Origin of the sequence: Nostoc mirabile CHAB5784 (assembly GCF_020829645.1) — a bacterium.
GTDB lineage: Bacteria > Cyanobacteriota > Cyanobacteriia > Cyanobacteriales > Nostocaceae > Nostoc > Nostoc mirabile.
Map to the genome: position 1 here is coordinate 1 of NZ_JAIVFS010000020.1, position 20,547 is coordinate 20,547.

Annotated in this window: 19 protein-coding genes; 13 read left to right on the forward strand and 6 right to left on the reverse strand. The window is 42.7% G+C overall.

Annotated features, from left to right (window positions below; translation table 11 throughout):
- The coding region (locus tag LC653_RS15075) for a hypothetical protein (RefSeq protein ID WP_229495241.1) at positions 1–221 on the forward strand (221 nt) is incomplete at its 5' end.
- Here the strand turns inward: LC653_RS15075 and LC653_RS15080 are convergent.
- A complete protein-coding gene (locus LC653_RS15080; protein ID WP_229495242.1) occupies positions 211–1,149 on the reverse strand; it encodes an alpha/beta fold hydrolase in 939 nt (312 codons plus the stop codon). The genes LC653_RS15075 and LC653_RS15080 overlap by 11 nt on opposite strands.
- 87 nt (positions 1,150–1,236) lie before the next feature.
- On the opposite strand from LC653_RS15080, the gene LC653_RS15085 reads away from it, so the two are divergent.
- Positions 1,237–1,533, forward strand: a complete 297-nt coding sequence (locus LC653_RS15085) for a hypothetical protein (RefSeq protein ID WP_229495243.1) — start codon at positions 1,237–1,239, stop codon at positions 1,531–1,533.
- Positions 1,534–1,557: 24 nt separating this feature from the next.
- Positions 1,558–2,475 (forward strand): shikimate dehydrogenase, encoded by a 918-nt coding sequence (locus LC653_RS15090; RefSeq protein WP_229495244.1) that lies wholly within the window; start codon positions 1,558–1,560, stop codon positions 2,473–2,475.
- Between the two features lie 22 nt (positions 2,476–2,497).
- On the opposite strand, the gene LC653_RS15095 is transcribed toward LC653_RS15090, so the two are convergent.
- The gene (locus LC653_RS15095) at positions 2,498–3,898 is read right to left on the reverse strand and encodes an AAA-like domain-containing protein (protein ID WP_229495245.1); all 1,401 of its coding nucleotides are present in this window, start codon (positions 3,896–3,898) and stop codon (positions 2,498–2,500) included.
- A 196-nt stretch (positions 3,899–4,094) separates the two neighbouring features.
- Between LC653_RS15095 and LC653_RS15100 the strand changes: the two genes are divergently transcribed.
- The 7 genes from LC653_RS15100 to LC653_RS15135 all read left to right on the forward strand — a co-directional run bounded on the left by LC653_RS15100 (position 4,095) and on the right by LC653_RS15135 (position 13,650).
- Positions 4,095–7,637, forward strand: coding sequence for an AAA-like domain-containing protein (locus LC653_RS15100; RefSeq protein ID WP_229495246.1), 3,543 nt, complete (start codon positions 4,095–4,097; stop codon positions 7,635–7,637).
- Positions 7,638–7,950: 313 nt separating this feature from the next.
- Positions 7,951–8,124, forward strand: coding sequence for a hypothetical protein (locus LC653_RS15105; protein WP_229495247.1), 174 nt, complete (start codon positions 7,951–7,953; stop codon positions 8,122–8,124).
- Between the two features lie 387 nt (positions 8,125–8,511).
- The gene (locus LC653_RS46830; protein WP_308189089.1) at positions 8,512–9,798 is read left to right on the forward strand and encodes a calcium-binding protein; all 1,287 of its coding nucleotides are present in this window, start codon (positions 8,512–8,514) and stop codon (positions 9,796–9,798) included.
- Positions 9,799–10,734: 936 nt separating this feature from the next.
- Positions 10,735–11,583, forward strand: a complete 849-nt coding sequence (locus tag LC653_RS15120; protein WP_229495248.1) for a calcium-binding protein — start codon at positions 10,735–10,737, stop codon at positions 11,581–11,583.
- Positions 11,584–11,737: 154 nt separating this feature from the next.
- Positions 11,738–11,974 (forward strand): ADYC domain-containing protein, encoded by a 237-nt coding sequence (locus tag LC653_RS15125; RefSeq protein ID WP_233718270.1) that lies wholly within the window; start codon positions 11,738–11,740, stop codon positions 11,972–11,974.
- A gap of 218 nt (positions 11,975–12,192) precedes the next feature.
- Entirely contained in the window at positions 12,193–13,395 is a 1,203-nt protein-coding gene (locus LC653_RS15130; RefSeq protein WP_229495249.1) for an alpha/beta hydrolase, read from the forward strand.
- Positions 13,396–13,476: 81 nt separating this feature from the next.
- A complete protein-coding gene (locus tag LC653_RS15135; protein ID WP_229495250.1) occupies positions 13,477–13,650 on the forward strand; it encodes a hypothetical protein in 174 nt (57 codons plus the stop codon).
- A gap of 47 nt (positions 13,651–13,697) precedes the next feature.
- On the opposite strand, the gene LC653_RS15140 is transcribed toward LC653_RS15135, so the two are convergent.
- Positions 13,698–14,309, reverse strand: a complete 612-nt coding sequence (locus LC653_RS15140; RefSeq protein WP_229495251.1) for a hypothetical protein — start codon at positions 14,307–14,309, stop codon at positions 13,698–13,700.
- Positions 14,310–14,443: 134 nt separating this feature from the next.
- Between LC653_RS15140 and LC653_RS15145 the strand changes: the two genes are divergently transcribed.
- Together LC653_RS15145 and LC653_RS47325 are read left to right on the forward strand one after the other, a co-directional pair.
- Positions 14,444–14,875, forward strand: a complete 432-nt coding sequence (locus tag LC653_RS15145) for a biotin carboxylase (RefSeq protein WP_229495252.1) — start codon at positions 14,444–14,446, stop codon at positions 14,873–14,875.
- 136 nt (positions 14,876–15,011) lie between these two features.
- Complete coding sequence (locus tag LC653_RS47325; protein WP_372478179.1) at positions 15,012–15,140, forward strand: hypothetical protein; 129 nt, start codon at positions 15,012–15,014, stop codon at positions 15,138–15,140.
- A 49-nt stretch (positions 15,141–15,189) separates the two neighbouring features.
- On the opposite strand, the gene ccmS is transcribed toward LC653_RS47325, so the two are convergent.
- Both ccmS and LC653_RS15155 read right to left on the reverse strand, forming a co-directional pair.
- Positions 15,190–15,633: a beta-carboxysome assembly chaperone CcmS gene (ccmS, locus tag LC653_RS15150; protein ID WP_229495253.1), complete on the reverse strand. Its 444-nt coding sequence runs from the start codon at positions 15,631–15,633 to the stop codon at positions 15,190–15,192.
- A 55-nt stretch (positions 15,634–15,688) separates the two neighbouring features.
- Entirely contained in the window at positions 15,689–17,497 is a 1,809-nt protein-coding gene (locus LC653_RS15155) for an ABC transporter ATP-binding protein (protein ID WP_229495254.1), read from the reverse strand.
- Between the two features lie 362 nt (positions 17,498–17,859).
- Here LC653_RS15155 and rbsK point away from each other — a divergent pair, with 362 nt between their 5' ends.
- Positions 17,860–18,798 (forward strand): ribokinase, encoded by a 939-nt coding sequence (rbsK, locus tag LC653_RS15160; protein ID WP_229495255.1) that lies wholly within the window; start codon positions 17,860–17,862, stop codon positions 18,796–18,798.
- A gap of 571 nt (positions 18,799–19,369) precedes the next feature.
- On the opposite strand, the gene LC653_RS15165 is transcribed toward rbsK, so the two are convergent.
- Positions 19,370–20,500, reverse strand: a complete 1,131-nt coding sequence (locus tag LC653_RS15165) for a hypothetical protein (RefSeq protein ID WP_229495256.1) — start codon at positions 20,498–20,500, stop codon at positions 19,370–19,372.
- Positions 20,501–20,547 lie beyond the last annotated feature (47 nt).

The following is a 20,547-nucleotide window of genomic DNA, read 5'->3' on the forward strand; positions in this document are numbered from 1 at the left end:
AACTGGGTTTCAAAGCCTCTCTCCGCTTCGGGGAGAGGAATGGAAGTGGGGTAAAAAGCTATGTCACAAAACGAGAAATCAAGACTTATGTATTTTTCTTTTTTCGTATGAAACCACCCTGCTCCCCGCTTGCGGGGAGGGGAGACGAAGCGACGATTGTCGGGGTGGGGTTCTTCGGGTTTAATAAGCAATCAAGCGGACATGATATTATCACTTGGTAATAGACAAAACCCAATCGCCTAAAAGTTGGTTTACTCTATCGGGTATTTCATCATGGGGACAATGACCGGCTCTTAAGAAATGTTCTCTAAGTTCAGGATAATATTGACGAAATTTTTGGGAACGTTCTCTAGCATTCATCCAAGGGTCAGCTTCTCCCCACAACATCAACAATGGACAAGTTAATTGCTTTAGTAGCACATCAACTTTTTCCCCTTGAGGGGTGCTAAAGACTGACACAAATACTTCCATTGCACCAGGATCGTAAGCAGGGCGAGAAATTTCTTCTACTAATTGCTCTGTAATGGCACTTTTGTCAAGATAAACTTTTTCTAGAGTTTGGCGAATTACCCAACGTTGTCGCACGTATTGAAATAACAAAGACTGGGCTAAAGGTTGTTGAAAAATCCACTTAGTGCCGTCACCAAGAAGTTTCTGCAAAGTAGCGGGTTGTTTGGGAGGCTGAATTTCTGATTGTAAAGCTTCAGGCTCAGATATCGGCTGGCTTTCGCTAAAAGGCCCTGCACTATTGAGCAAAACTAAACCAGCCGCACTATCGGGACGTTGGGCTGCAACACATAAGCTAGCGTAGCCACCAAGAGAATTACCTGCTAATACTGCTTTTTGACCAATTACTTCACTGATAAAATCATGGAGTTGGTCGCGCCACAAGTCGGCGCTATACTGCAATTTCGGTTTTGCCGATCGCCCGAATCCTAAAAGATCGATCGCAAATACTTCAAAATCTTGACACAATCCTGTGATATTCTTGCGCCAGTGGTCTGTAGAAGCACCAAATCCATGTACCAAAAGCAAGGGCGGACGTTGCGATTGTTTTTCTCCCGCACGCACATAATAAACGTTGTGCCCTCGCCACTGCCAATATTTACCAGGAGTTAGGGTTGTAGAGGAGGCTGTAGTTGCCTGCATAATTCCAAGAAATGTTAAGTAGCTTTTAATAATTGTAGGATAGTCCGAGAACGTAGGGGGCAGAGAAAGCAGAGGAGTCAGACGAAGATGAGGGAGATAAAGAAGCAAAAAAGTCGGAAGTTTCAGCCTTTGAACCTCGACGATGAGCCTTTGAACCTCGACGATGAGCCTTTAAACCTCAACGATGAGCCTTTGAACCTCGACGATGAGCATTTGAACCTCAACGATAAGCCTTTAAACCTCAACGATGAGCCTTTGAACCTCGACGATGAGCATTTGAACCTCAACGTTGAGCCTTTGAACCTCAACGTTGAGCCTTTGAACCTCAACGATGAGCCTTTGAACCTCAACGTTGAGCCTTTGAGGCTGATGCTTGACAAATGACAAATAACAAATGACAAATGACAAATGGTATTAATTACAGGTAAAACTAAACTGCTAGGGGTAATTGGACATCCAGTAGAACATTCGCTATCGCCAGTGATGCATAATGCAGCGTTAGCGCAGCTCGTCGTTGGCGAAGCCTCTCGTAGAGAAGACATCGCTCATTTAGGATTAGATTACGTTTATCTTCCCTTTCCTATAGCACCAGAGAATTTAGAAATAGCGATCGCAGGTTTCGCGGCTATTGGTGTTATTGGTTTTAATGTGACAATTCCCCACAAACAGGCAATAATGCCTCTCGTATCAGAAATTACTCCTCTTGCTCAAGCTATAGGCGCAGTGAATACTGTTAGTCGCCAAAATAATCAATGGGTGGGGACAAACACAGATATAGAAGGATTTATCGCTCCTTTGCAGACGACGTATCAGCAAGATTGGAGTCAGAAGGTAGCAGTAATTTTAGGCAATGGTGGCGCAGCTAGGGCAGTTGTAGCAGGTTGTCACCAACTAGGTTTTGCCAAAATTCATGTTGTTGGGCGTAATGTGCAGAGATTACAAGAATTTGCCAATAGTTGGAATAATTCACCCATAAGTGAAAATCTACAAGTTCATCATTGGGAAGAATTGCCAAAGCTAATTCCCCAAGCTAATCTGCTGGTAAACACAACTCCCATAGGTATGTATCCCAAGGTTGATGAGTCGCCTTTGAGTGTAGAGGAAATAGCAAATTTACCCAAGGGTGCGATCGCTTACGATTTAATATATATTCCGAAACCGACGCAATTTCTCAAGCAAGCAGAAAAACAAGGTGCAATTGCGATCGATGGCTTAGAAATGCTAGTTCAACAAGGAGTAGCAGCTTTAAAAATTTGGTTGCAGCAGGAAATAGTGCCTGTAGAAGTGATGCGCCAAACATTGCAAAATCATTTAGGTTTAAGTTGATAGACAAACAATCTCCTTGAGCCTACATTGCCTTTGCTGACTCTAACCCTAGTCGCGCAGAGAAATACTGGCGGTATAATTGGCAGCGAGGTTCGACTTCATTGCCAGACAGTTGCACCAATCCCATACTCTGTAACTTATAAGCAGATAAAGGTTCTAATTGCACACGGCTAGGGGAAGTGATAACTTTTTGAAATGCGATCGCTAAGGCTGGATGGTCTTGTAAATTTAACCAAAATTCTCGCAAGTGGTTACCATAAATTCCGGCCTCTGTAGCTGCTGCGGCTAAAAGGTCTTCTCTGGTGACATCGGGATGACTTTTGAGATAGGCGAACGCTTGCTTTAAGAGGTAAGGATGCCCTCCTACTAGACTCATTAATAGCTCGACCCAGGTGGATTCGTTTTCTAGTCCATATTGTTGAGCAAGGTCTTGTACTTGTTCACGGGTAAATTCTGATAGTTCAATTAGCAAGCCAACATTAAACGGAGATTGATTAATATTGAGCCGGATATAAACGTCAGTAGAATGGGCAAGAACTAAGCGCAGTTTCTTCCAGTTTTGCCGACTTCTTGCCTTCTCATACCAAGACCGCAATAGCCCAAAAAAGTCCTCATAAATTTCCGGATAGGGAAACAGTAAATCAACATCATCTAAACAGAGGACGAGAGGACTGTCTGCCTGAGCTAAGAGATATTCTTCAAAATAGCTGGTACAACTGACTTTACTGCCCATTCCAGCCTCATCCCAATAGTCTTCTAACTGATTTGGTACGCCTAATTCTCGACTGAGGTTAATCCCAAACCAGCGCAAGAATTTATCAAGATTACTAAAATGGGTTTTGCGATCAGCGAGTTCCAAGCTTAGACTCACGGTCTGATAGTTGTGAGCAGCAACTTGAGTTAATATTCGGTTAATTAAGGAGGTTTTTCCCATCAAATTGGGGGCTTTAATCCGAATCAGAGAACCAGGTTGCAAAAGAGTTTCATAGCAGATAGATTCAATGGGAGGTCGTTCAATATAGCAATCGGGAATTAACGCGTCTAAGGTGGTAGCGTTAATCTTTGTTTGGAGGAGTCTTGGCCCAATTTCTGTTGGTTGTTCGCTATCACTCAAAGTTTGATTATTTTTTTCGCTTTCGGATAGAAGCTGTTGTTCATAATAACGTTTTAACGCTTCTTTGAAATTGCCTTTTCTCACCTTTTCTCCCAATGCTTTTGAGAGTGTCTTCCACAGTTTTGGAGCAACATCTTGACTAATGTAACTGGTTGCATATTGATGTTTGGCTGCCATCTGATCATATTCTTCTCGATCCCATGCTCCTTGAATGACAATAATTTCTACATCATTCAAATTTCTTTTTGTTTGTAATAAAAAGGCTTGATTGGCAATTTTAATAGCTGTTTGAAAGTCAAAGTTTTTCATATTAAAACTTAATATTAAATATTTTGTAAAAAAAGAATAAATGACTCCATAACCTTTAAAATTTAATTTTACCTGACTTGATCTCAAATTTACTTGAAATGACTGCTTCAAATGAGTATTTCGAGTTCTAATATGGTAAAATTCTAGACTTAGTATGGAGTTGGTAGGTTTCTCGCAACCTCCAAAAGAATGCCTTATGTTTATTAAGGAGGGTCTACTCTATCAAGTTGGGGGAAGTTTACCGGCTGATGCACTTACATATATCCAGCGACAAGCCGATGCATCTTTATATGAAAACTTAAAATTGGGACAATTCTGTTATGTTCTCAACTCCCGACAAATGGGCAAATCTAGCTTGCGGGTACGCATCATGCAGCGATTACAAACTGAAGGATTTGCTTGTGCCGATATTGATTTAACAGAAATTGGTAGTCAGAATATTACCCCAGAACAATGGTATCTCGGATTTATCAAAAGTCTGACCAGTTGTTTTTCAGTTTCTTTGTCGCAACGGGGTAAATTGTCGGCGTGGTGGCATCAAGAAGACTGTTTATCACCTCTGCAACGATTGAGTGGTTTTATTGAAGAAATTTTATTAAAAGAAATTGAGCAAAACATTGTTATCTTTATCGATGAAATTGATAGCGTTATTAGCCTCAACTTTCCAGCTGATGATTTCTTTGCCTTCATCCGTGCCTGTTACAATCGAAGGGCTGATCATCTGGTTTATAATCGTCTAACCTTTGTATTATTGGGAGTTGCAACGCCTGGGGATCTTATTGCAGATAAGAGCCGCACTCCATTTAATATTGGTCATGGGATTCAGCTAGAGGGGTTTAAGTGGTCAGAAATTACCCCCTTAGTTCAAGGATTAGCGAACAAAATAGAGAATCCGCAGACGGTGATGAAAGAAATTGTGGAATGGACAGGGGGACAGCCCTTTCTCACACAAAAGTTGTGTCGGCTGATTTTGGTTTCTCCCGTTTACCTGGCCGCAGGCAGTGAAGCCGAGTTGATTGGGCAAATCGTGCGATCGCATCTCATTGACAATTGGGAATATCAAGACAATCCAGAACATCTCAGAACCATCCGCGATCGCCTACTTAGCAATGAGCTGCGTGCTAGTCGCCTACTGGGACTATATCAACAAATATTACAGCAGCAAGTTGCCGCCGATGACAGTTCTGAACAGATGGAATTGCGGCTCACAGGGCTGGTAGTCAAGCAACAAGGCATTCTCAAAGTTTATAACCGTATTTATCGGATTGTTTTCGATGATGATTGGGTAGAGCAGCAATTAGCTTCTCTGCGCCCCTACTCCGAAGGACTTACTGCTTGGTTAGAGTCAAATTACCAGGATGAATCACGCCTGTTGCGGGGTCAAGCATTGCAAGAAGCGCAAAGCTGGTCAGTGGGCAAAAGTTTAAGTGATTTGGATTATCAATTTTTGGTACAGAGCGAAGATTGCGATCGCCAAGAGGTGCAACAAGCTCTAGAAGCAGCAAGACTCACGGAAGTGGAAGCCCGTTTGAGTGCTGAAGAAAAAACGGCTAAACTCCAGCGATTTGTGCTAGGGGCAGTCAGTATTGCCTTAGTAGTTTCTTCCGGGTTAGGGGTGACAGCTTTCTTGCAGTATCGCAAAGCACTTAAAAGTGAGATTGGGGCGATCGCTCAATCCTCAGAAGCCCTCTTTGTTTCCAATCAACGTTTAGACGCACTGGTAGAAGCTATTAAGGCGAAGCAAAAACTGCTTTCATTCGGTAAGGCAGATGCAAATTTAACCGAACAGGTAGAAAAATCTTTACGGCAGGGAGTCTATGGGGCAGTTGAGTACAACCGCTTGTCAGGGCATAGTGTTGAGGTTTACGCTGTTGATTTCAGCCCCGATGGAAATTTAATTGCTTCGGGGGGTGGGGACAGTCTAGTTAAACTCTGGAAGTCCGATGGAACTTTACTAAAAACTCTAACAGGGCATGAATCTGAGATTTACGTCATTACTTTCAGCCCCGATGGTCAGCTCATTGCCTCAGGAAGTTCAGACAACACCTTTAAACTCTGGAAGTCCAATGGAACTTTGCTGAAAACCTGCAAGGGTCATAGCGCTGCCGTTTGGGGCATTTCTTTTAGCCATGATAGTCGTTTAATTGCCTCGTCAAGTGCAGATGGAACGGTGAAAGTTTGGCAGAGGGACGGCACGTTGCTGCAAACTCTTAAAGGGCATCGCGATAGCGTCGTCGCAGTTGCCATTAGTCCCGATAGCCGTTTGATTGCCTCCTCAAGTGTGGATGGAACGGTGAAACTCTGGCGGCGAAAAGGTGCGAACAGGTCTTACATAGCTGATAAAACCCTAACAGGGCATATCAGTGGCAGTACGATTTATGCTGTTGCTTTCAGCCCCGACAGTAGTTTAATTGCCTCAGCAGGACAAGACAAGACGATTAAACTCTGGAAACGAAATAGCGCGGGTGAGTTTGAAAACCATCCCTACAAAAGCCTAGAGGGACACAGTGGGCCGATTTGGGGGATACATTTTAGTCCTGATGGGTCTTTTATTGCCTCAGGAAGTGTGGACAACACCACTAAACTCTGGAGTCCCGATGGGAGATTGCTAAAAACGCTAGAAGGGCATAGCTCTTTAGTTTGGGGAGTTTCCATTGCTCTTGATAGTAATGCGATCGCTTCAGCGAGTTACGACAAAACTGTGAGACTTTATAAGAAGAATACCCCCTTGCTCCGCACCCTAACTCAAAAGACTGATTCATTTACAAGAGCCGTTTTCAGCCCTGATGGGTCTTTTATTGTCTCAACGAGTGTCGATGGAACAGTTAAACTCTGGAAAACAGACGGTACATTGCTTCGCACTTTAACAGGTCATCGTTCTGAGATTTGGGGAGTTGCCTTCAGCCCCGACGGCAAAACTATTGCCTCGGCGAGTCTGGACAAAACGGTAAAACTCTGGAACGCTTCAGACGGTAAGTTGCTTCGTACCCTAACAGGTCATAGTGATGGAGCTTGGAGAGTTGCTTTCAGCCCCGACAACAAGACTATTGCCTCATCAAGCGTGGACAAGACAGTTAAACTCTGGAACGTTGCTGACGGCAAGTTACTTCGCACCTTCACTGGTCATAAAACTATGGTTTGGGGAGTTGCTTTCAGCCCTGACGGCAAAACTATTGCCTCGGCGAGCCAAAACAACACCGTCAAACTCTGGAACACTGCTGATGGCAAGTTAGTTCGTACCCTAACGCAGGGTTACGGAGATTGGGTTTGGGGAGTTGCCTTCAGCCCTGACGGCAAGACTATTGCTTCAGGAAGTGTCAACACTGTCACACTCTGGAACGCTGCTGATGGCAAGTTGCTTCGCTCGCTCAAAGGTCATAACGGTGCGGTATACGAAATTGCCTTCAGCCCCGACAGTAAAATGATTGCCACGGCAAGTCTGGACAAGACAGTTAAACTTTGGCAATTAGATGGTACATTGCTGCGTACTTTAAATCTTCATAGCTCTGGGGTTTCTGGGGTTGATTTTAGTCCCGATGGGAAAACACTTGCCTCGGCTTCTTTAGATAAGAGTATCATTCTCTGGAATTTGGAGCAGGTTCTCAATCTCGACTTATTGGCTTATGGTTGCAATTGGGTAGGTGATTATTTACGGACGAATGCTGGGGTGAAGGAGAGCGATCGCCATCTTTGCGATCGGATACACCTCGATCCAATCTCCAGACAAACACATAAATAAAGGTTGCCAGAGCTATTTATAAAATATTTGCGTAATTTATCCGTAGTAGTTTTTTGTATTTTATTACGTAATTTTTCTGAGGCGATCGCTGTAATTACAGAAATCTGAGGTAATACCCACCTGAATTTACCTGAATTTACCTGAATTCTATTTCTTTCTTATACTCCTGAATTTAACTCAACTATTTAATTGAATTATCCAAGATACTGACATTATGAGCGGTCAAAGACAAGCTGAAACTTCAGCTAAAGTGCGTAGTTTACCGCCATAGGCATCGCGTCAAAACCTAGTCTCTTAAACAAGGAAAAACAATATGTCTACTCAAACAAATTCCGTAACTTCAAAAAAAAGCGAATTATTATTTAACGAAATCATTGAATTAACCGAGGAAGAAGCAAAAAAAATTGTAGGCGGATTTAATCCTCAGCCAGATCCGCCAATATTTAGTAAATCCCAAAGGTTGACTTTTCTAGGAATTCAATGGTGATGCAATCCTAGATAGTGACATTATGAGCGGTCAAAGACAAGCTGTAATTTCAGCCGAAGTGCGTAGTTTACCGCCGTAGGCATCGCGTCTAGTTCTCCCTTAGACGAATTCCGAAATCTACGACAGACAAGCTTAAACCTAAGCTAAACAGCAGCGTAGTACTCGAAACAGCAAAGATATAACGCACAAACATTCAACATGATCGTTGGCACAATTTTAAGGCCAACATCATTGATGTATCCAGTGCTTCTCAAATCTTCAGACTTGACCGCAAAGACCTGCTCTAATCAGGTCTGGTTCAACTGTCTTTTCATTTTTCCTTTTCGCTTTCTCGTGAGGAAGCGATGAGGTAATTTCTTTATCCTCTAATTTAAGGAGACGCTCACTATGGCAGTCATTAACGGTACTAATAATAATGACACACTGGTTGGTAGAGTTGATTTCGGCCCACTTTTTCTTGATCGTCCTGATACCATTAATGGGCTGGACGGTAAAGATAGTCTCACAGGTCTTGACACCAATGATAGCCTCAATGGGGGCACAGGTGATGACACGCTGAGAGGTCAAGGTGGGAATGATACCCTCAACGGGGGCATAGGTGCTGACATCCTGGATGGTGGTGACAACGATGACCTCTACATCGTAGACAACGTTCTAGATGTTGCTGCCGAGGTACTAGGTGATACTAGGGCCGGAGTAGACACTGTACTGTCTTCAGTTACCTATACCCTAAGCGCGAACCTGGAGAACCTAAGGTTGACAGGGGCTGCATTTAGCGGCACAGGTAACGCTCAAGACAACGTGATCACTGGTACTGGTAGTGAAAATGTCCTCTGGGGGTTAGATGGCAATGACATCCTTAATGGTGTTAGTTTGATCGGGGACATCTTTGTTGGTGGAGACACCCTTAATGGTGGCGATGGCAATGACACCCTTAATGGTGATGGCATCCTTAATGGTGGCGATGGCAATGACACCCTTGATGGTGGTGGCACCCTTAATGGTGGCGATGGCAATGACACCCTTGATGGTGGTGGCACCCTTAATGGTGACAATGGCGATGACATCCTTAATGGTAGTGGCATCCTTAATGGTGGCGATGGCAATGACGCCCTTATTGGTGCATTTGGCAATGACACCCTTATTGGTGCATTTGGCAATGACACCCTTAACGGTGGCGTGGGCGACGACGAGCTTAACGGCGGTGCGGGCAACGACTCGCTTAACGGCGGTGAGGGCAACGATATCCTCGCAGGCAATAATATCTCCTTTTTCCGCCCTGTCCCTACACGCACTCAAATCGATGTCTTGACGAGCGGTAGTGACAGCGATCAAGATACCTTCGTACTGGGCACTGGAGGTTTTTTTCGCTCGATCTTCTATAGCTCTGTAGGCAATGCTGATTTCGCTCTAATTACTGATTTTGACCTCATTAGTTTTGGAAGGGAACCAGCAAATGAGGTAGATCGAATCCAGCTTACAGGGGCAGCAGCTGATTATCGGTTAGCAGATAATGTTAGCGCAGGAGGATTTTTAGGAGTGGGTATTTTTGACAAAAAGTCAACCAGCACTATATCTGATGACGATCTGATTGGTCTTGTCCAAGGAGTTACCGCAGGCAATGGTTTTGGGCAATTAAGGCTAACTGAAACAACTCAGTTTGTGTTCGTATAATTCCTGTTTTGTCATTCTCGCAAAACAATAATCAAAGCCAAATTTTGAGACTTTGATTTAATCCAGGTTCGAGGCTTGATTTTCTAACAGAAACTAAAAATTGACATGATCTTCTAATTAAGGATCATCGAACAGTCGAGGAAGATGCAAACTAAGTTTACTGCTCCCTCTTTCTCTTTGAGGTTGCTAAACCTAAAAATAACATTGCGATCGCAACTCCAAAATTGCCCTGTCACGTAGAAATAACATTCAGTAGACCGAAAAATTTTGCGTTAGCGTTCGTGCAGCGTCTCGAAGAGAAGCTCACCGTTCGCGTAGCGTCTCGTAGAGAAGGTATCGCTCTGTGATGAATAGACACGATCAGCTGTCAAAGACAACCTGACACTTCAGCCGAAGTGCGTAGTTTACCGCCGTAGGCATCGCGTCTAGTCTTCCCTTAGACGATGTTTGAAAAGTCTTCTTGTCGGTATTAAAAGTTCTAGATCCCTCTAAATCCACGCCAGTTGCTCATGGGGGAAACCCCCTTGGCGCTAGCCTCTCCCTTTGGGAGAAGACCGCACTGGTTCCCCGATAAATTGGGGAACTTTGACTCCGGTTCCCCCCTTTTTAAGGCTAGGGGGGATCTAAAAGTGCCTATAGTCACAGTGAAACACTTTTCAAACAACCTCTTAGACGAATTCCGAAATCTACGACAGACAAGCTTAAACCTAAGCTAAACAGCAAAGATATAACGCACAAACATTCAACATGACCGTTGGCACAATTTTAAGGTCAACATCATCGATGTATGCAGTGCTTCTCAAATCTTCAGACTAGACCGCAAAGACCTGCTCCACTCAGGTCTGGTTCAACTGTCTCTCCATTTTTCCTTTTCGCTTCCTCACGAGAAAGCGATGAAGTAATTTCTTTATCCTCTAATTTAAGGAGACGCTCACTATGGCAGTCATTAACGGTACTAATAATAATGACACACTGGTTGGTAGAGTTGATTTCAGCCCACTTTTTCTTGATCGTCCTGATAGCATTAATGGGCTGGACGGTAATGATAGTCTCACTGGTCTTAGCACCAATGATACGCTCAATGGGGGCAAAGGTGATGACACCCTTAATGGCGGCTTTGGCAATGACCTTTACATTGTCGATAGTTCTTTAGACAAAGTTATTGAATTGGCTGATGGAGGTATAGATACAGTAGAGTCTTCAGTTAACAGCAGACTAGGTGACAATCAGGAGAACTTGGTCTTAACTGGTAGCAGCAATATTGCCGGCTTGGGTAACAACCTCAACAACGTTATTACTGGTAACAATGCCCTCAACACCCTCGTGGGAGATGATGGCAATGATACTATCCGAGGGTTGGGAGGCAATGACGTTTTGATTGGGGATGCCGGAAATGACACTCTGGTTGGAGGGGAAGGCAATGACCGCCTCGTCGGCACCAACTTTTCTCTAGGAGGCAATGGTGAGCGAGATTCTTTACGAAGCGATAGCCTATTAGATACGGATATCTTTATCCTTGCGGAAAGAAGCAGCGGCGGTGGAAAGGTCTATTACAGCAATCAAGGTAATGCAGATTATGCAGTAATTAGCGACTTTGACCGCTTAGGTGTTAGCGATCAGATCCAGCTAGTAGGCAGTGCAGGAAACTATTCATTATCAAATGTAACTGTTGACGGTATTTCAGGTACAGGAATTAGCTTTGCCGGTGGCTTAATTAGCATTGTTCAAAATGTCAATGCGTCAGATTTGAGTCTGACGAGCGCCGACCAGTTCATCTATGTTTAGTCATGACTACCTGTTAAGATGAAGCATACCTAGTACTTAATTACTTTCAAGCAGGTGTAAGAGAATATTTAGCCCCAAATAGCAATCAAATCCCCTAAATTTATTTATGGGGATTATCTTTTTACTTTTTAGTTTTTAAGACGAAGGGCGACAGCTGAGTTTTGAAATCCGTGATGCGGAAGTTGACCCCAAAGACCCAGAGCAGGAAACTTATCTCTACACTGTCTTTTACCGAGACAATAATCAGACTTTGCAAAATCTTTGTCGAGGAGATGCTAATTATGCTCCGAAAGCGATCGCTCTTCAAGAATCATGGGATAATACAGGCGCTTACTTATCAGCCGGGGAAGAAACTAGTAACCTTCAGCTTCACCAATGGAGCTTTAGCTAAATGTATTCGCTAAGGAATTAATCAATTTTCCACATCTGAACAGGTTCAGCAAAATTTTCCCAGTGCTTTAGTGTTTAATGATTCAGTAGTCAGAAAGCCTAATTTCTGATCCAGCACAATTTTTCCACTTTTCCCTACTTCCTTATTTTACTATTGCAAAATGTAGCATTGGCGGATAGATTGGACTTCTTTAAGTCGTTATTACCGCACTTTAATCTATGTTTGCTAAACCCAAAATACTTTTATCATGGCTTGCATTCTTACTCAGTTTTGTAAGTCTATTTCTTAGTTATTGGATTATTCTTCCGGCTTCAAATATGTTTTTACTCACCCTAGCAGTAGGAGCGCCAGAAGTCAGTCCTTGGTTATTGTTATTAAATTTGCTCTCTTTATCACTTGCTTTTTTCTACATCCGTCGCCGTAAATTACAACGTTTAGCTTGTATTTTCAGCTTAATAGGATTGCTAATTTGTGCATCGGTGCTAGTGAATATCCCACTAACTCAAATGCAGATGGCTAAAGCGATGAAACAAGGATTGGGAGCAAATTATCTAGAGCAAATTCCAGCCCAAGTAAGGGCTAAAATGCAAACCCATCCCTTTGATTTAGTTAATTTCTTCGGGGGTATTGCATTAGGTAAAACCCGTCATAAAAAAGATATTCTCTTTGCTTCGCCTGCGGGAGTGCCCTTAAAAATGGAAGTTTACCAACCCTCAGAGGTAGGGAAATATCCAGCAGTGGTAGTAATTTATGGTGGAGCTTGGCAATATGGCAATCCTCATGCAAACTCCGAGTTTAATCAATATATCGCTCATCAGGGATATACGGTATTTGCGATCGCCTATCGACACGCACCTAAATATCGGTTTCCAGTTCAGTTAGATGACGTGCGTACAGCCCTAAATTTTATTCGCAAACATGCACCAGAATATGAAGCCGATCCAGAACGTATGGTACTTTTAGGGCGTTCTGCGGGAGCGCACCTAGCAATGTTAGCGGCTTATCAACCGGATGCACCACCTATTCGTGGTGTGGTGAACTATTACGGGACTGTTAATTTAACTGAAGGATACAAAACACCACCAAATCCCGATCCTATTAACACTCGCGCTGTTTTAAAAGCATTTCTCGGTGGTTCTTTAGAAGAATTGCCTAATCAGTATGAAATTGCTTCACCGATAAATTATCTGACGCACCCTTTACCACCAACTTTATTAATTTACGGCAGTCGTGACCATTTGGTAGAAGCGCGATTTGGCAAACAAATGTATGAACGTTTACATGATTCTGGTAATACTGCGGTTTTTCTAGAGATTCCTTGGGCAGAACACGCTTTTGATGCCGTTTTCAACGGTGTGAGCAATCAATTAGCGTTATATTATACCGAGAGATTTTTGGCTTGGGCGTTGTTCAAGGAATAATTTCATTAACTTACAGCAGCAGTCAAAGCATAAAGACTCATTCACGAGTATCAAAGACTCATCAACGGAGTTCTGAGATGGATGAAACGAGTATCAAAGGTGGATGAACGAGTATCAAAGGTGGATGAACGAGTATCAAAGGTGGATGAACGAGTATCAAAGGTGGATGAACGAGTATCAAAGGTGGATGAACGAGTATCAAAGGTGGATGAACGAGTATCAAAGGTGGATGAATGGAGTTCTGAGCCTGATTAATGAGTATCAAAAACTCAATGAAATTTAATTAGCACTCAGCACTCCTACTACTTTTGAGGCCAGCGCCAGTTATAGCGATTCCATTCGTAGATGCCTTGAATTTCATACTCAGCGCCGTTGAAGAAGCGGACGACGCAGTTAGTAGAGGTATCATCACCGTTGCTAATTTCCTCGACTTTGATCGCTATACAGGGAAACCATTCGCGCTTACAAGGCCCATCTTCTTGCACCCATTCCCATAGTGCATTGGAAACTTCAATGCGATCGCCTACTCTTAGCTTTAGTGCATCCTCAAAATAAGAATACTTATCAAAATGATATGACTCTACACGATTCAGCCACTGTAAACCATAGCGTTGCCGGATAAATTGTACTGTTCCAGAGTCATTTTGCAGTAGCCAGTCGTTGAGTAATTGCACTTTCCAAGTGCGGTTGCGTTGTTCTTCATCCTTAACAAATTGTAAAAATGCTTCTAACTCCTCTGGGGTAAGTTCGTCTAAGGGATTAGCCATAGCTGATGCTCTAGAGGTAGAATTTCCCTGAATTTGCTCGACGACTTGCAGTAATATCTCTTTTTGCATGTCAGTGAGAGGACAGCTTGCTGCATCACAATCATTAAAGGCTGCGAGCATGGATGCTTCAATCTCATCTGGAGTCATAATTTAATAGCAATTGAGGGTTATTTCCCTAATTATTACAAAGGTTAAATTAAAGTCTTCAATCCCTTGTAGTGAAATTCAGGTAAGCTGAGGTTATAAGTTACATATTGTTAGATTAAGTCACGGAGTCTTTTATGCGCTTGCGCTCACTCACGGTCGTTTTTATTTCCTGTCTCATCACCTTTCTATCGTGGGTGAGCATTCCCCCTGCTGTAGCGCTGACACAGATTAGATTATTTGATGTTTCCTATAAAGATTGTCCACCAGAACTAGCACAAGGGGCTGTTACAAGTAGTGGTAGCGCGGCTGCCAATTGTTTTCTTGTCGTTGGCAAGGCAGAAAATGGCACTTATAAAACAGTCTACGACGCAGATATTTTTGGACGCATCTATGATGCCAACAATGATTCGGTAATGCAAAACCGCACTCGCTTAGGTTCTATTGCTGAGGTTCCACCAGGTATTAGCGATTTTGAATTGAGAATTTCTGTACCTGCGAATCAGCCTACTCCGTTGAAGCTGAAGCAGTTTAAAGCAGCCGGATTTAGCGGCCAAGTGCGTAAGTAAAACCAATTTTAGATTTTAAAGCCAGTGCATTGGTATTAAATAATTCGTAATTCGTAATTCGTAATTCGTAATTAAGTTTTGCAATAGCGAAGCGTGGGAGCAACCCATCACTTTTTAGGAAGAACTGCTAGTCATAATTCTAAAAGACTATCTAAGTAAACAGTTCCACAAAAGCAATTCATATCGCTACGAGGCTGTATTTAACATCATCTGGCATTGTGCCGAAAATCTAACTTACCCAGATTTCCACAAAGCAATGGACTAAACAACAAGCGCAAAGTTCTTATCTTCCTTTGCGTTCCTCTGCGCTTTCCTTAGCGTTCCTCTGCGTTAAAAACAATCTCTTGACTCATCCTCTCTTCCAGCACATCCAATAACCCATCAACATCCTTACCAACTTGCTCAAAACAAATCGGTGGTGCTGGTTCCGGTGCAAACTGAATTAACTTAATTTCACCCTTACCAATCCCAATCATCACAACTTCCACTTCCGGTTTATGATTCTCCACAATTCCCAAAATTTCCTGAAGCCGATTCTCAACTCTAATATTTAAATTCTCTATCTGCTCTTTCGGACAATAAACAAAATGCGGCGTTGGTTGCAAATCAATACCAACAGTACCTTGACTGTCACCATTTGCTAACCACAATCCCCAAAACAGCGCCGCCAATTCCTGCTGATTTGCTTTGACAAATTTATCTAACTGGCGACGCCACTTGTTATCACCTGATTCTGGTTGACTATTACCAAAAAACATAAATAATTCGTAATTCGTAATTCGTAATTCGTAATTTACAAAGAATGAGTGAGACTCACCTCAAGCCTGATTGTACACGCCAGAGGCTGGAATAAATCCCATCTTTCTCCAACAGTTGCTCATGGGTTCCGGATTCTACTAATTTCCCATGTTCCATGACATAAATGCAATTAGCATTGCGGATGGTGGAAAGACGATGAGCGATCGCAATTGTAGTTCTATCTACTGTAATCCGGTCGAGCGATCGCTGGATTGCCGCTTCTGTCTCATTATCCACTGCTGAGGTCGCTTCATCTAAAATCAGAATGGGCGGATTTTTGAGAACTGCACGGGCGATCGCAATCCGTTGTCTTTGTCCACCAGATAACTTTTGTCCTCTTTCCCCCACAATTGTCTCATAACCTTGGGGCAATTCAATAATAAATTCGTGCGCCTCGGCTATCTTCGCCGCCGTGATGATTTCTGGCTCTGTATTCTCAAAGCTACCATAAGCAATATTCTCTGCTACAGTGCCATGAAAGAGAAAGACATCTTGACTCACCAAACCAATGCAACGGCGTAAATCTTGCAAATTCAAACTTTGCAAATCAATGCCATCGAGAGTAATGCTTCCCGTTTGCACTTCGTATAACCGCAACAAAAGTTTGACTAAAGTGCTTTTACCAGAACCCGTTGAACCAACAATTGCAATAGTTTTCCCCGCCGGAATATCCAAAGACAGATTTTTAATTACTGGAAATCTATCTTTATAGGCAAAATAAACATTTTTAAATTGGACTTCACCGCGCACTTCATTCACAGGTAACGATACATCACCTGTATGAATAGCGATGGGAGTATCCAACAAATTCATGACTCGATTAGTAGAAGCCATTGCCCTTTGATATTGGTCAAATGTTTCGCCTAATCTAGTTAAAGGCCACAGCAATCGCTGGATTAAAAAGACTAATACGCTGTAAGTACCTACAGACATTGTTCCAGAAACTGCTGCCATCCCGCCATACAACAGTAATGCCGTGAAACCCACTAAGATTAGCATCCGAATTAACGGTACAAAAGCAGCAGAAAGAGTAATTGCTTTAGAGTTACTCCGGCGATAAGCTTCACTATCTAATTCCAGACGATAGGCTTCATAAGCTTCGGCGGTGAAACTTTTAATAGTAGTAATTCCGCTAATATTGTTTGACAAACGCGAATTCAGGAAACCTACCTTTTCTCGGACTTCGGCGTAGCGAGGTGCAAGTAGTCGTTGATAAGCAAAGGAACCCCAGAGGATAAATGGCATCGGTGACAAAGCCATCCACGCTACACTTGGAGCCAAAATAAAGAAAGCAGCGCCAATAATTAGAACAGTTGCGGAAACTTGGATAATATCATTCGCTCCTCCATCCAAAAAGCGCTCTAATTGGTTAATATCATCACTGAGGATAGACATTAAACCGCCAGTGCTGCGTTCTTCAAAATAAGCCAATTCCAACTCTTGCAAATGTTTGTATGCATCCAAACGCAAGTCATGCTGAATATTTTGAGCCAAATTACGCCAAAGTCGAGCGTAGGCGTACTCAAAAACAGATTCTAGTATCCAAATGATCACAGTCAGGAAGGAAATAATCAAAAATTGTTGAAAGACATCGCGTACCCCTAACTGGGCAATTATGGAATCCTGCTGCTTGACTACCACATCCACCGCGACGCCAATTAAGCCGGGTGGTGCTAAGTCGAAAAATTTATTGAGGGTAGAATAAGTAGTCGCCAGCCAAATTTGTTTACGATACTGGTGTCCATACTCAAGCAAGCGCTGGAGAGGATGCGTTGAATGTTTACGCCTTCTTGATGCCCGATGAGATTTTAATACAGTAGCCACGGCTTTTTGCGGTTTCGTGCAACTGATATTACCACGGAAAAAAGTTCTGAGTCTTGAGTCTGAAGATGGGCGAATGCAATTGTAGTTCTATCTACTGTAATTTGTTCGAGCGATCGCTTCCTGTAATATTAGGCTGAATCACTTTAATAAGTGGTTACGCAAAATTATTTATGTCATTGCGTTCGCTCTTAGCGTTCCCGTTGGCGCAGCCTAAGAAGAGAAGGGTACGAAGTGAAGCAATCCAAAGCCGCAAGCGAATTGCAACTCTAAGAGACGCTCCGCGAACGTTTCGCTTTGCTCCACTCGCAATGACAAATGTATATTTAATTTTGCACAACTACTTATCAACCAAAATAAACATCATGAGTATTATCGTCTTCGGCAGCATAAATATAGACTTGGTAGCAACAGCACCCCGTTTGCCAGTCGCGGGAGAAACGTTGCTAGGAGAAGACTTTTTTAAAGTTTCGGGAGGTAAAGGAGCTAATCAAGCGGTAGCGTTAGCAAAATTGGGAATTCATACCCAAATGGTGGGGCGTGTAGGTGCAGACGATTTTGGTGTGGAACTTGTCAAAAATTTACAAGCATCTGGTGTGCAGATTGGCAATATTTTCGTGGATGAGACTGTTAGTTCTGGAGTCGCCATCATCGCTGTAAATCATGCTGGTGAAAATCAAATTATTGTAATTCCTGGTGCAAATGGGTGTGTCAATCAAGAAGATGTAGAACGATTGTCCTATTTATTACCAGAAGCAACAGCACTGCTTTTACAATTAGAAATTCCGATTGCTGCGGTGATTGCAGCAGCTAAAGCAGCAAGAAAAACTAAAATAACGGTAATTCTCGATCCTGCACCCGCACAATCTGATTTGCCAGATGAACTTTACCCATTAGTGGACATTATTACACCGAATGAAGTTGAAGCAGCGCAGTTAGTGGGTTTTGCTGTGGATGGAGAAGAACTTGCAGCCAAAGCAGCTGGAGTTTTATTAGAACGGGGTGTGAAATGTGCGATCATTAAACTGGGAGCTAAAGGTGTTTTTTGTGCCACTGCTGAGGAAAAGTTTTTTGTACCCGCGTTTCCAGTTGATGCAGTTGACACAGTAGCTGCTGGCGATGCTTTTAATGGCGGCTTGACGGCGGCACTTGTTGAAGGACTTTCTTTACATCAGGCAGTTGTTTGGGGTGCCGCCGCCGGTGCTTTGGCGACGACAAAACCAGGCGCACAAACTTCACTACCGGATAGGTTTACATTTGATGCATTTCTTAGGGAAAGGGCAGTGAAGAGTAGGGAAGATTAGGGACTTCCAAGAAATAAATTATCCAAATAAACGAACCACTCCAGACACAGAGAACACAGAGAGAGGAGAAATAGAGAGAGTTTTTGCGTCAGTTTTGGAACATTTTTTTATTTGGAAGTCCCTTAGGGAGATACATCTGTGAGGGGTTAGAATAAAGCGGCTTTTGTCAATCAATTAAAATACTCAAAATATTTTTAATAATAACTGTACGTTCGCTCATTTTTGATATACAAGATTTAAATTTTGCCTTACAGTGCGTGTAATTCAGGCGATTCAATGGATTCAGGCATTTTTGTCTTGCATAGAGCTTTTGCCATTTTATGATTTATCCTATCCCTGTGCCTTAAATAATCGCCTCTGAGAGCCTTCTGTGATGGTCATAAATTTTACTTACAAGTAATGATTTACTTAAAAGTAGTCGTTTTCCTTTTGCATTAAGCCTTTAATTCCGCTTCGACTTTCAAAATAAGCGAACGCACAGTAATAAGGTGTACCAATCAATGTTAATACAAAGCCCTCAAGGTAAGATGAGGGCTTGGCATTTTTTTGCTAGATATCGGCTTAATCTCTTCTACTCGCGAGCAAGGGTAATCTGGGCAGCGTCAAAGTCTTGTAGCCGAGTCATGTTTCCACTGTTCTTATCTATGCTATACACAGCATTAGGTGTCTCATACCTCATAGCTCCAAATGCTAGGAGTTGACCTGTTGCAGAGCAAACTAAGCTTTGTAAGCCATTATTCCATGCTTGACCATTAAATTTCAATTGTGCCAGTCTGATCGGGTTTTTTTGATTTGAGTCTAGCTGCACCAAAGTTGTATCGCCATTTAATCCAACTAAAGAGGTATAAAGTTTTCCATCTGGGCACTGAGCTAGATTGCTGGCTCGCTCATCGTTCGGGAATTTAATCTTACTAATAGAACTGATCTCTCCTGTTTGAAGGTTAATATCTACTAATGTGATCGGTGGTGTACCGTTCTTTTTACCTACTAGACCGATGAGTCGCCCATCACTAGTGCCTAGCAAGCTCCCAAGCTGTTGATTCTGTTTAAGTCCTGAGATTATCAAAGTTTTTATAGGCGTACCTAAAAATGTAATGCGAGTCGGTGTAGCCTGTTTCCTATCAATGGTGATAGGAGTAGCGGCTACAACAAGCGTCCCATCGCTTAAAGAAGTGAAGCCACTCAATGTCTCATTAGTCTCTACTAAAGGTGTAACCGGATCGGCAACTGTGCCATTCCCTAAAGAAGTGAGGCTACTCAATATATCATTAACGTCTCCTAAAGCTGTATCGAGATTGGCAAGTGTGCCATCGTTTAAAACAGCGAAGCTACTCAACGTCTGATTAGACTGTACTAAAGCTGTACCGCGCTCGGCAAGTATCTGAGAGATTATTTGTGGACTTAGAAGCTGAACCTTTCCTGTATTTAAAGCTTGCAAAACAAAGGATTCCAAAACAAGTCCTAGCCCTACAGGCTTAATATCTGTGGGTACAATGTTTGGGGCAATGCTATTTAATTCAGTGGTATTTACCTCTGGAATAGCCGTTTGGTCAGTGTTGATGATAGAGCCAGAACCTATACCTAGAATTTTGAAACTTGGAGTTTGCGCCAAAGTTTTGTTGCCTAGATAACCAAGCCCAGATACTATAGTTGCACCAAGTACCAACTGGCCAAACTGCCGGCGTGATAGCTTGTAACTCATATTTCCACTCCTAGAATTAATGACTTATTATTAGGTGGCAGTGTATT